Origin of the sequence: Streptomyces sp. 130, assembly GCF_007096885.1 — a bacterium.
Lineage (GTDB): Bacteria > Actinomycetota > Actinomycetes > Streptomycetales > Streptomycetaceae > Streptomyces.
This window is the reverse complement of the sequence record NZ_VJNO01000030.1, coordinates 19,754-31,839: the sequence shown is the minus strand read 5'-3', so window position 1 is coordinate 31,839 and position 12,086 is coordinate 19,754. Positions and strand designations below refer to the sequence as shown.

The following is a 12,086-nucleotide window of genomic DNA, read 5'->3' as shown; positions in this document are numbered from 1 at the left end:
CCAACCATGGCCAATCCGAGGAAGGTGGACTGATTTTCATGGCGCAGTGGACTTCGGCGGTCGGCGCGGCCCAGCTGGCCCGGCAGCTCCAGGCCCAGCAGCGCCGGCCGGCCGGCCCGGGCACCCGCCGCCCGCCCGCCTACCGCGCCCTCGCCGACGGCATCCGGCTGCTCGTCCTGGAGGGCCGGGTCGCGGTCGCCGCCCGCCTCCCCGCCGAACGCGAGCTCGCCCTCGCCCTCGCCGTCAGCCGCACCACGGTCGCCGCCGCCTACGAGGCGCTGCGGTCCGAGGGCTTCCTGGAGTCCCGGCGCGGCGCGGGCAGCTGGACGGCGGTCCCGGCGGGCAACCCGCTGCCCGCCCGGGGCCTGGAACCCCTGCCGCCCGAGGCCCTGGGCTCCATGATCGACCTGGGCTGCGCCTCGCTGCCGGCCCCCGAGCCCTGGCTGACCAAGGCCGTCCAGGGCGCCCTGGAGGAGCTGCCCCCGTACGCCCACACGCACGGCGACTACCCCGCCGGGCTGCCCGCGCTCCGCCGGATGATCGCCGACCGCTACACCGCCGACGGCATCCCGACCATGCCCGAGCAGATCATGGTCACCACCGGCGCGATGGGCGCCATCGACGCCATCTGCCACCTCTTCGCCGGACGCGGCGAACGCATCGCGGTGGAGTCCCCGAGCTACGCCAACATCCTCCAGCTGATGCGCGAGGCGGGCGCCCGGCTGGTGCCGGTGGCCATGGAGGAGGGGCTCGGCGGCTGGGACCTGAACCGGTGGCGCCAGGTCCTGCGGGACGCCGCGCCCCGGCTGGGATACGTCGTCGCGGACTTCCACAACCCGACCGGGGCGCTGGCCGACGAGGGGCGCCGCCGCGCGCTGGTGGACGCCGCCCGCTCGGCCGGCACGGTCCTGGTGGTCGACGAGACGATGCGGGAACTGCACCTCGACGAGGACGTGGTGATGCCGCGCCCGGTCTGCGCGTTCGACCCGGCCGGCAGCACGGTCCTGACCGTGGGCTCGGCCAGCAAGGCGTTCTGGGCCGGTATGCGGATCGGCTGGGTGCGGGCGGCGCCCGACGTGATCCGCAGTCTGGTGGCCGCCCGCGCGTACGCCGACATGGGCACCCCCGTCCTCGAACAGCTCGCGGTGAACTGGCTGATGCGCACCGGCGGCTGGGAGGAGGCCGTGCGGCTGCGGCGGGAACAGGCCCGGGAGAACCGCGACGCGCTCGTCGCCGCCGTGCGCCGGGAGCTGCCGGAGTGGGAGTTCTCCGTGCCCGGCGGCGGGCTCACGCTCTGGGTGCGCACCGGCGGCCTCTCCGGCTCCCGGCTCGCGGTCGCCGGGGAAGGTGTCGGGGTGCGCGTGCCGTCCGGGCCCCGCTTCGGGGTGGACGGCGCCTTCGAGGGCTACGTACGGCTGCCGTTCACGGTCGGCGGCCCGGTCGCGGACGAGGCGGCCCAGCGGCTGGCCCGGGCCGCGCGGCTGGTCGGCGCGGGCGCGGGGGCGGGCTCGGAGGCGCCGCGCACCTTCGTGGCGTGAACGGCGCGGGGGCCCGGCACCCGAGCGGGCCCGGCGCGCTGCCGGGCCCGCCTCTGCCGCCGCCACGCGTTCAGTCGCCGACGGCCACGGCCTCCAGCCCGGCCGGCGCCGCCACCGCCTCCACCGGCGCCGGCTGCGGTGCCCCCGCCTCCACCGCGGTGCGCCGCTCCGGCAGCAGGCTCAGCACCGCCGCGCGCTGCGCCTCGCTGGTGGCGTCGTCGTACGGGTCGGGGGTGGCCGGGACCTGGATGCGCAGGACCGGACCGGCGCCGAACCGGGCGTAGCCGCGGCCGGCCGGCACATCCGGCGGCGGGGTGGTGTGCGGTCCGGTGCCGAGCACCGACTCGATCTGCCCGGCCGTGCAGTCGCCGAGCACCACCCGGGCCCTGGTGTGGGTCCGGACGGTGTCGCCGAGGCCGTCGAGGTGGTCGAACGCCTCGGCCAGCACCACGACGACGCCCGCGGCGCGGCCGTGCCGCAGCGGGATCTGGAGCAGTTCACGCGCGTCGGGCGTCCCGTCGCCGGCCGGCCGGGCGAGCGCGCTCGGCCGGTCCAGCAGAATCCAGAGCGGGCGCGTCAGGTCCTCGGGGACCGGGTCCCCGGCCTGCCGGGCGCGGTTCGCCTCGATCAGCCGGCGCTCCGTCTCGTTGGCCGCCCACTCCAGGGTGGAGAGCGCGCCGGCGGGGCCGCACTCGACGGCCAGGACGCCCTCGCGCCCGGTGAAGCAGGCGTACTCGCCGGTCCCGCTGCCCTCCACGATGAGGATGTCGCCCTGCTGGAGCGCCTGGAGGGCGATGGACCGCAGCAGGGTGGTGGTGCCGCTGCCGGGCTGCCCGGCGACGAGCAGGTGCGGTTCGGTGGAGCGGGGGCCGGTGCGCCAGACGACGCCGGGCGCGTCCCGGGTGCCGGCGTCGTCGCTCACCGGGAGGGTGCGCCGGACGGCGTCCTCGTCCGTGAAGCCGAGGACGGTCTCCCCGGGGGCGGTGACGAAGCGCTGGGCGGTGAGCGAGGTCGGCAGGGCGTCGAGGACGCTCATCCCGAGCCGGTTGCCCTCCTCGTCCCAGCTGAACCGGTACTCCCGGCCACGCCCCGACTTGGCGTGCAGCAGCTGTTCGATCCGGGCCCGGGACTCGGGCTCGCTGTCGGTGAAGTACGCCGGATAGGCGACCTGGAGGCGCGAGACGCGGCCGTCGCCGTCGAACTCGTAGCCGCTGAAGGCCTTCTCCCACTCGCCGCCGTGGCTGTACAGCGGGCTGGGGTCGTCGGCCGTCGCGAAGTACGGCACGAGGGCCTCGTACAGGGCCCGCAGCCGGGCGGTCTCCGCCTCGTCCGGGCCGGTCCTGACGGGGGTGCGGTCCCGTCCCTTCCACGCGGCTGCGCCCATCACCGTGACGAGGGCCAGCAGCGGCCCGTACGGGATGAGCGCGACCACGAGTACGCAGGCCGCGACGAGGAACAGCGTGGGTCCACGCCGGTCCTTGGGCGTCGCGGCCCACCTCTGCCGTCCTGCGCCGGCCAGCAGCCGCAGACCACGTGTGAGCGTGATCAGCGGATGAAGCACATCGGTGGCGCTGTCGGCGGCCGTGCGCGCGAACTCTCGACTGCGAGTGATCGAAGCGCTGCCGCTGCTCAGAATGCGGGGGAGTGGTCGCCTGGCCACGTCTGTCTCCTGAAGGGGTCGGTGCGGAGGCGGAGGGTCAGAACTTGATCCCGCCCAGCAGTCCGGCCAGGCTCGCTCCGCCCGCGGTGATGCTCGGTGCGATGGCGGTCCCGGCCAGGTAGAAGCCGAACAGGGCGGTGACGAGGGCGTGCGACGCCTTGAGGCCGTCCTTCCTGAAGAACAGGAAGACGATGATGCCGAGGATGACGACGCCGGACATGGAAAGGATCATGAGTGTTCTCCTGGTTGGAGGGGACGGTCACCATGAGTCCTTCCAGGCTCACCCCAAGTATCCGTAGGATAAAAGGCGCAACCGGGTGAAAAGGGTGATTATCCACTCGATCGGCCGAGGCGAAGCCCGGGCCTGATCATGCGCCCGTAGGGGCAGTACCCTGTCGGTTCACTCGCACGGCCCCCGCCGTGCACGTCCCGGCCGCCGACGCGGCCCGAACGGTCAAGGAAGGCGGAACCCCGATGAGCGACGTCCCCGATCCCGAGGTCGTGGAGCTGGCCTCCAAGGTGTTCGACCTGGCACGCGCCGGCGACGCCGACGCGCTGGCCGCCTACGTGGACGCCGGAGTGCCCGCCAACCTCACCAACGACCGGGGCGACTCGCTGCTGATGCTCGCCGCCTACCACGGTCACGCCCCCGCGGTCGCCGCGCTCGCCGCCCGCGGCGCCGACCCGGGCCGGGCCAACGACCGCGGCCAGACCCCCCTCGCCGGAGCCGTCTTCAAGGGCGAGGAAACGGTGATCCGCGCCCTCCTCGACGCGGGCGCCGATCCGGCCGCCGGAACGCCCTCCGCGATCGACACCGCCCGCATGTTCGGCAAGGACGACCTGCTGGAACTCTTCGGAGCCCGTTGAACGGGTACGCCGTAAATGTGGTCGCGGTGGCGAAATGGCTGGGTCATCATGACGTCGCGGGCCCGATCCGGGCCAACCGACGAGAGGCAGAGGAAGATGCTCTACACCAGGCAGAAGACGGCGATCGGCGCGTCATGTTGCTGCGCGGCCTGAGACAGCCCCCAGGGCTCGCCCCAGTGCTCGCCCCGGAGCACATGGAACTGCACAGTCCGGTCGCGTCGACAGCTTGATGTGAGGCTTTCCCCATGTTCGATCCGTTCATAGCGCCGAGCGGCACCCTGCTCGGCCTGCTCCAGAGAGGCCGCGGCGACGGCACGCTCCACGCGCTCGCCGCACCGCGCCCCGAGGCCCTGGCCGCGCTCAACCACTGCGTCCTGAGCGACCCCCGCCACGACTGGCAGGTGGAGAACCGCTCCCTCTACTACGCGCGCCTCTACCTCGACCTCGACGGCGGTGTCGAGGAGATCGAGCGGCACCTGACCGACCCCGAGGACCACCTCGACACCGAGGACTCGCGGACCGGCCTCGCCCTGTCCGTCCTCGGCCACCTCGCCTCCTACGGGCGCGGCGACGCCCTCGCCCTGCTGCGGCGCTACGCCGCGACCGGCTCCAACTGGGCCTGGGCCCTGGACGAGCTGGCCCTGCGCGACGACGACGCCGGACTCCGCTCCCTCGCCGAGCCCGTGCTCGCCCGTTTCCCCGACGACCCCGAAGGCCGCGCCGAGCTGGCCGCGACCGTACGGGACGCCTACGAGCCCCGCCCCTGGCGCCTGTGGGCCGACGACCCGCGCGAGGCGGTCGGCGCCCGCGTCCGGGCCGCCTCCGAGCAGGGCTCCTTCGACCGCTGGCAGCGCCAGATGCGCCCCGGCGGCCCCCGGCCCGGCTGGAGCGTCCAGGCGGTCTTCGACTGGGCCCGGCAGGGTCTTGAGCGCGGCAGCCTCCTCCACGTGCCCGCCGCCCGCTGCCTCGCCGCCGTCGCGGGCCCCGAGGACCGGGCCGAGATCGTCGAGGCCGCCCGCAGCGGACCCGACGCCGCCCGCTGCGCCGCCCTCCACTATCTGGCCGCCGAGGTCCGCGACCCCGCCGTGCTCGACCTGATCGAGACCGCGGCCACCGAACCCCGGGGCACCGTCGCCGACGCCGCCGTCGCCGCCTTCGAGCGCATGTGCGGCGAGGACGCCGTGGAGCGCGCCCGGCGCTGGGCCCGCCGGCCCGACGCCCTCGGAGCGTCCGCCGCCGGCGTGCTGGCCGGACGCGGCGGCCCGCAGGACGCCCCCGCGGTGCTCGGCGCGCTGCGCGACGCCGTACGCGGCGACGGACCGGACGCGCCACGGCTCCGGGCACTCGTGGACGGCGCCGGGCGGCTCGGCATCACCTGCGCCGCACCCGTACTGCGCCACGTCTACCGGGAGACCTCCTCCTCGCACCTGCGCGGCAGGACCGCCCGGGCCCTCGCCGCCACCGACCCCTCCTTCGCCACCGGGTTCGCCGTCGAGTGCCTGTGGGACTGCGAGGAGACGACCCGCGAGGTCGCGGCCCGCCACGCCGAGACCGGTGACCTGCGCGTCGCCGAGCGGTTGCGCCGCCTCGCCGCCGACCCCGCCGAGGAGGCCGAGGTCCAGTCGGCGGTACGCAGCAGGATCGGCCCGGACCCGGCGGTCTGAACCGCCGGACACCCCGGGAGCACAGCGCGTCGGGGGCGCGCCGCTCCCCGCCCTGTTCCGCGATCACCCGACGGCGGGCCAGTATGGGGGCATGACCGGGCGCTGGGAGTTCTGGATCGACCGTGGCGGCACCTTCACCGACGTGGTGGGCAGGCGCCCCGACGGACGGCTCGTCACCCGCAAACTCCTCTCGCACGACCCGGACCGCTACCGCGACGCCGCCGTCGCCGGCATCCGGCTGATGCTCGGGCTCGGACCCGGCGAGCCGGTCCCCGCCGACCGGGTCGCCGCCGTCAAGATGGGCACCACCGTCGCCACCAACGCCCTGCTGGAACGGCGCGGCGAACCCACCGTCCTGGTCATCACCGAAGGCTTCCGGGACGCCCTGCGCATCGCGTACCAGAACCGCCCACGCCTCTTCGACCGCCGCATCCTGCTCCCCGAAGCGGTCTACGACCGGGTCATCGAGGTCCCCGAGCGCATCGACGCCCACGGCCGCACCGTCACCCCGCTCGACCGCGAGGCCGTCGCCCGCCTCCTGCGCGAAGCCCGCGCCGACGGGCTGAACAGCGCGGCCGTCGTCCTGATGCACGGCTACCGCCACCCGGCCCACGAGCAGGCGGTCGCCGCCGAGGCCCGGGCCGCTGGCTTCACCCAGATCAGCTGCTCCCACGAGGTCAGCCCGCTGATCAAGCTCGTCCCGCGCGGCGACACCACCGTCGTGGACGCCTACCTCTCACCGATCCTGCGCCGGTACGTCGACTCGGTCGCCGCCGAACTCCCCGGCATCCGGCTGATGTTCATGCAGTCCAACGGCGGCCTGCGGGAGGCCGCCCACTTCCGGGGCAAGGACGCCGTGCTCTCCGGACCCGCCGGCGGCGTCGTCGGTATGGTCCGCACCTCCGCCCAGGCCGGTCACGACCGGGTCATCGGCTTCGACATGGGCGGCACCTCCACCGACGTCTCCCACTACGCGGGCGAGTTCGAACGCGAACTGGGCACCGAGGTCGCCGGCGCCCGGATGCGCGTCCCCATGATGAACATCCACACCGTCGCGGCCGGCGGCGGCTCCGTCCTCCACTTCGACGGCCGGCGCTACCGGGTCGGCCCCGACTCCGCCGGCGCGGACCCGGGCCCCGCCTGCTACCGCCGGGGCGGCCCGCTGACCGTCACCGACGCCCAGGTCATGCTGGGCCGCATCCGCCCCGCCCACTTCCCCGCCGTCTTCGGGCCGGACGGCGACCAGCCCCTCGACGCGGACATCGTGCGCGAGCGCTTCGAGGAGCTGGCCGAGGAGGTCGCCCGGGCCACCGGCACCAAGCGGACGGCGGCCGAGACCGCGGCCGGCTTCCTGGAGATCGCGGTCCTCGCCATGGCCGGCGCCGTCAAGAAGATCTCCGTACAGCGCGGCCACGACATCACCCGCTACGCCCTCACCGGCTTCGGGGGCGCCGGCGGACAGGCCGTCTGCGCCGTCGCCGACGCCCTAGGCATCGACACCGTCCTCGTCCCGCCGCTGGCCGGTGTGCTGTCCGCGTACGGCATCGGGCTCGCCGACGCCACCGCCATGCGCGAGCAGTCCTTCGAAGCCGCCCTGGACACGGACTCCGAGGCCAGGGTGCGCGAACTGTGCGACGAACTCGCCGCCCGCACGCGGGCCGACCTGCGCGCGGACGGAGTGCCCGCCGACGCCATCACCACCCGCGCCCGGGTCCTGCTGCGCTACGAGGGCACCGACGCGAGCCTGCCCGTCGCCCTGGACACGGCCGCCGCCATGGCCGACGCCTTCACCCGCGAACACCGCGCCCGCTACGGATTCACGGCCGACCGGGGGCTCGTCGTGGAGACCGTCTCCGTCGAGGCCACCGGGACCGCCGGCGGCCACGCCGCGATCCGGCCGGCCGCCCGCGACGGGGGCGCCCCCACCGCACCCCGCCCGCACGACACCGCCCGCATGTTCGCGGAGGGGCACTGGCAGGACGCCCCGCTCCACCGCCGGGACGACCTGCGGGCCACCGACGTCGTCACCGGCCCCGCCGTCGTCGCGGAGGCCGACGCCACCACCGTCGTGGACCCCGGATGGCAGGCCGAACTCGCCGCCACCGGGCACCTCGTCCTCACCCGCGCCCGCCCGCGCCCCGCCCGGCAGGCCGTCGGCACCCGGGTCGACCCGGTGATGCTGGAGGTCTTCAACAACCTCTTCATGTCCATCGCCGAGCAGATGGGCGTGACCCTGGAGAACACCGCCCGCTCCGTCAACATCAAGGAACGCCTCGACTTCTCCTGCGCCCTGTTCGACGCCGCCGGCAACCTGATCGCCAACGCCCCCCACATCCCCGTCCACCTCGGCTCCATGGGCGAGTCGATCAAGGAAGTGCTCCGCCGCAACGCCGGCACCCTGCGCCCCGGCGACGTCTACGCCGTCAACGACCCGTACCACGGCGGCACCCACCTGCCCGACGTCACCGTCGTGACACCCGTGTTCGACGAGACCGAGGACGGGCCCGAGCTGCGGTTCCTGGTGGCCTCGCGCGGCCACCACGCCGAGATCGGCGGCATCACCCCCGGCTCCATGCCCGCCTTCAGCCGGACCGTGGACGAGGAGGGCGTCCTCTTCGACAACTGGCTCCTGGTCCGGGACGGCGCCTTCCGCGAGGACGCCACCCGCGAGCACCTCACCGCCGCCCCGTACCCCTCCCGCGACCCGGACACCAACCTCGCCGACCTGCGCGCCCAGATCGCCGCCAACGAGAAGGGGATCGCCGAACTGCGCGCCGTGACGGCACAGTTCGGCACCGAGGTCGTGGACGCCTACATGGGCCACGTGCAGGACAACGCCGAGGAGTCGGTGCGCCGCATCGTCGCCGGACTCGGTGACGGCCACTACCGCTACGAGACGGACAACGGCGCCGTCATCGAGGTGACCGTCACCGTCGACCGCGAGGCCCGCGGCGCCGTCATCGACTTCACCGGTACGTCCCCGCAGCAGGAGGGCAATCTCAACGCCCCGAAGTCCGTGGTCATGGCCGCCGTGCTGTACGTCTTCCGGACCCTGGTCGCCGACGACATCCCGCTCAACAGCGGCTGCCTGAAACCGCTGGAGATCCGGGTCCCGGAGGGCTCCATGCTGGCGCCCGTCCCGCCCGCCGCCACCGTCGCCGGCAACGTCGAGACCTCGCAGGCGGTGACCGGCGCGCTGTACGCGGCCCTCGGAATCCAGGCCGAGGGGTCCGGCACCATGAACAACCTGACCTTCGGCAACGACCGGGTGCAGTACTACGAGACCGTCGCCAGCGGCTCCGGCGCGGGCGAGGACTTCGACGGCACCGACGCCGTCCAGACCCACATGACCAACTCCCGGCTCACCGACCCCGAGATCCTGGAATGGCGCTACCCGGTCCTGCTGGAGAGCTTCCGGGTGCGCGAGGGCAGCGGGGGAGCGGGCCGGCACCGGGGCGGCTGCGGAGTCGAGCGCCGCATCCGCTTCCTCGAACCGGTCACCCTCGCCCTGCTCACCGGACACCGCCGGGTGCCCCCGTACGGCATGGCGGGCGGTGAACCGGGCGCCCTCGGCAGCCAGCACATCGAACGCGCCGGCGGTGGCCGCACCGAGCTGGCCGCCTGCGACAGCGCGGACGCCGGAGCGGGCGACGTGCTGGTGCTGCGTACGCCCGGGGGCGGCGGCCACGGGGCGCCGGGCGGGGGGAGCGCGGGGGCCTGACCGGTCCGCCGGGAGCGGCCCTTCTGCGCCGTTTCGACCGTTGTCAGTGCGAGGACCTAATCTGTGCACCGTGACTTCGCCTGCCTACACGGACAACGCCGCGCCCCAGCTCAGCGCGGGGCCGCGGCCCGCACCGGGCCCGGCCGCCGACGAGGGGCTGTCGCGGCGGCTGCGCGCGCTCGCCTGCACGGCGCCGCTGCACGACCTGGACGTGCGCAAGGCGAACCTCGCCGGTGAGTACGGCGGCTACGCGATGGCCGAGGTCGCGCTCGCCGCGATCGACCACGTCACGCTCAACATGGACTTCGACACCGGCGCGGACCACGACCAGATAGTGACCAGGCTCCTCCCGCGCGTCGCCGCCCAGGCCCCCTCCCGCCCCGCCGCCGAGCACGAACGGGTCGCCCGCTGGGTCCTGGAGAACCTGATCAACGTCGGCAGCGTGGACCGAGGCTTCCGCGCGGTCTACGGGACCTTCGGGCCCGACGGCGTCTACGTCCGCCGCGACTACGACTTCAAGCTGATCGAGGAGGTCCCCGGGCACGGCGGCACCGTCTACCTCAGGGCCACCGACGAAGCGGTCAACGTCCTGGTCGGCGCCCTCGACACGGACGTCACCAGCGCCCAGATCGCCGCCGAGGTCAAGCTGGAGGTCCTGATCAGCCGGGGCCGCCTCGCCGACGCCCAGCTCGCCGCCGAACAGGCCCGCTACCGGACCGTGCAGTACGCGGAGACGCTGCGCAAGACCCTCGACGCCACCCGGCGCAACGTCCGCGCGGTCGACTGGCTCAACGCCGTGCCCGACATGATCGCCGAGGCCCTGGACCACGTCGCCGACCGCTACCGCCACGAGAACGCGATCCTCACCAACATCCGCAAGGCCCGCGACGAGGCCGAGGACCCCGAGCACAAGCGCCGCGCCGCCGAGCTGGTCGACATCGTCAAGGACTGCATCCGCCGCCACACCCAGCTCCAGTCCCGGCTCCTGGAGGCCGGCCCGCTCTTCCGCGCCGAGCAGGACCGCCAGGCCTTCGCCGCGCCCGCCGCCCGCACCGGACTCGACCTCTACGGGCAGCTCCTCGGCCCGCTGCTGCCGCTCCCGGTCGAGCAGGCGAGCCGCGCCACCGACGCCTTCTTCGCCCACGGCACCGGCCTGCGCACCCCGGTCTCCGTCCGCGTGGGCGACCTGGTCGACCTGCTCCTGAGCCCGCCCCCGGCCCGCGAACACCTCGGCGCCGAGATGCCCGAGCCGGACCTGATCGCCACACCGGACGACAGCCGCTTCAGCGAGGAGCAGCTGGCCGCCGCCATGGAGCTGCTCGACCTGGAGCACGACGCGCCGCGCCGGCTCTCCGGCCTCCTCGCCGACGCCCGCCGCCGCGACCCCGACCTCCCCTACCTGGTCGCCCTGCTCGCCGTGCACGCCGCGAGCCCCCCGGTCGGCACCGCCTACCGCCAGGGCGAACGCCGCCTGCTCTTCTCCGTGGACGACGGCACCCCGCTCGACGACGAGGAGTTCGGCGGCGCCGACCTCATCGTCGGCACCGCCCTCCTCGACGCGGCCGGCATGGCGGCCGACCGCACGGAGGCGCCGTGACAGCCCGGCCGCCCGCAGCCCCCTTCCGTATCTTCCGCAGCACCTTCCGCACCGAGGAGCCAGTGTCGTGAGCGACCCCCGCGCAGAGCACGCCGACGCGTGGAGCGAGCCCGCCGACCGGCCCGCCCCCGCCTACGAGCCCGACCGCCCGGCGCCCGCACCCGCCGCCGTCACCCCGGCCGACGCGGCCGACGCCGCCCGGCTCGTCGCCTTCGGCCTCCAGCCCAAGCTGCTCCCCGCCCGCGACGCGGAGTACGCCGAACTGCTGCGCCGCTACCGGGAGGACCCCGCCTTCGCCCGGCTCGCCGACGCCGTCGCCACCGGGCTCGGCCTCATCGTCCTGGAGGTGTCCCCCCGGGCCGGCATGGCCGTCACGGCGGGCGAGGACTCCGTCTTCGCCGTCCGCATGGGCGACTACGCGCGCCGCGCCTCCTCGGACAGCGCCGACCGCTTCCTGCACGGCCTCGCCCACCTCGCCGTCGCCGCCATGGCCTTCCCGCGCCCCGAGGACCTCGCCGACGACGCCTACATCGGCCGGATCACGGTCAACGGCGTCGACGCCTTCGTACGCCAGGCGTGCGACCGCCTGGAGGAGCGCGCCGAGGAGCAGGGCGACAACACCGACCCGGCCAGCGACGCCCCGGGCCTGGAGGCCGGCTGGCGCGTCTACGCCCGGCGCAGCGCCACCGGGGCCACCAAGGACGCCCGCCGACTCGCCGGATCCACCACCGGCATCATCGGCAAGGCCGTCGCCTTCCTCACCGACTCCGGCTTCCTCCAGCGCACCGGCGACGACGCCGGGGGCACGTACCGCACCACCGCCCGCTACCAGCTCCAGGTCCGCGACATGGCCGGCAGCGCCGCCATGGCGGAGCTCCTGGAGCTGGGCGTCGTCCCCGTCACCGACGGAAGCGCCACGCTGCTGCCGCCCCCGGACCCCGACGACCTGGAACTCGTGGCCGACGCCGGCCTGCCGTTCCACGGCTGACCGCCGCCCGCCACCGCCGCCTCCCCCCCGCTCCCAGAACGACGAGAGTCC

General features: G+C 74.8%; 8 protein-coding genes. 6 read left to right on the top strand and 2 right to left on the bottom strand.

Going from position 1 to position 12,086, the window contains the following annotated elements; genetic code table 11:
• Positions 1 to 38: 38 nt before the first annotated feature.
• Positions 39 to 1,538, top strand: coding sequence for a PLP-dependent aminotransferase family protein (locus FKN01_RS23160; protein ID WP_143623663.1), 1,500 nt, complete (start codon positions 39 to 41; stop codon positions 1,536 to 1,538).
• Positions 1,539 to 1,608: 70 nt separating this feature from the next.
• Here the strand turns inward: FKN01_RS23160 and FKN01_RS23155 are convergent, their stop codons facing one another.
• Positions 1,609 to 3,198, bottom strand: a complete 1,590-nt coding sequence (locus tag FKN01_RS23155) for a hypothetical protein (protein WP_143623661.1) — start codon at positions 3,196 to 3,198, stop codon at positions 1,609 to 1,611.
• A gap of 37 nt (positions 3,199 to 3,235) precedes the next feature.
• Positions 3,236 to 3,430, bottom strand: coding sequence for a hypothetical protein (locus tag FKN01_RS23150; protein ID WP_018103962.1), 195 nt, complete (start codon positions 3,428 to 3,430; stop codon positions 3,236 to 3,238).
• A 242-nt stretch (positions 3,431 to 3,672) separates the two neighbouring features.
• Between FKN01_RS23150 and FKN01_RS23145 the strand changes: the two genes are divergently transcribed.
• The 5 genes from FKN01_RS23145 (at position 3,673) to FKN01_RS23125 (ending at position 12,035) form a co-directional block, all read left to right on the top strand.
• On the top strand, positions 3,673 to 4,065 hold the full coding sequence (locus tag FKN01_RS23145; RefSeq protein WP_143623659.1) for an ankyrin repeat domain-containing protein: 393 nt from the start codon (positions 3,673 to 3,675) through the stop codon (positions 4,063 to 4,065).
• A 245-nt stretch (positions 4,066 to 4,310) separates the two neighbouring features.
• On the top strand, positions 4,311 to 5,729 hold the full coding sequence (locus tag FKN01_RS23140) for a HEAT repeat domain-containing protein (protein WP_143623657.1): 1,419 nt from the start codon (positions 4,311 to 4,313) through the stop codon (positions 5,727 to 5,729).
• Positions 5,730 to 5,820: 91 nt separating this feature from the next.
• Positions 5,821 to 9,450: a hydantoinase B/oxoprolinase family protein gene (locus tag FKN01_RS23135; RefSeq protein WP_143623655.1), complete on the top strand. Its 3,630-nt coding sequence runs from the start codon at positions 5,821 to 5,823 to the stop codon at positions 9,448 to 9,450.
• A 70-nt stretch (positions 9,451 to 9,520) separates the two neighbouring features.
• Positions 9,521 to 11,047 (top strand): hypothetical protein, encoded by a 1,527-nt coding sequence (locus tag FKN01_RS23130; RefSeq protein ID WP_143623653.1) that lies wholly within the window; start codon positions 9,521 to 9,523, stop codon positions 11,045 to 11,047.
• Between the two features lie 67 nt (positions 11,048 to 11,114).
• Positions 11,115 to 12,035, top strand: coding sequence for a hypothetical protein (locus FKN01_RS23125; protein ID WP_143623651.1), 921 nt, complete (start codon positions 11,115 to 11,117; stop codon positions 12,033 to 12,035).
• Positions 12,036 to 12,086 lie beyond the last annotated feature (51 nt).

Bases quoted from the DNA above. Each gene is read 5' to 3' on its own strand.
- FKN01_RS23135 (WP_143623655.1), top strand. From the start codon at position 5,821: ATGACCGGGCGCTGGGAGTTCTGGATCGACCGTGGCGGCACCTTCACC.
- FKN01_RS23145 (WP_143623659.1), top strand. From the start codon at position 3,673: ATGAGCGACGTCCCCGATCCCGAGGTCGTGGAGCTGGCCTCCAAGGTG.
- FKN01_RS23150 (WP_018103962.1), bottom strand. From the start codon at position 3,430: ATGATCCTTTCCATGTCCGGCGTCGTCATCCTCGGCATCATCGTCTTC.
- FKN01_RS23140 (WP_143623657.1), top strand. From the start codon at position 4,311: ATGTTCGATCCGTTCATAGCGCCGAGCGGCACCCTGCTCGGCCTGCTC.
- FKN01_RS23160 (WP_143623663.1), top strand. From the start codon at position 39: ATGGCGCAGTGGACTTCGGCGGTCGGCGCGGCCCAGCTGGCCCGGCAG.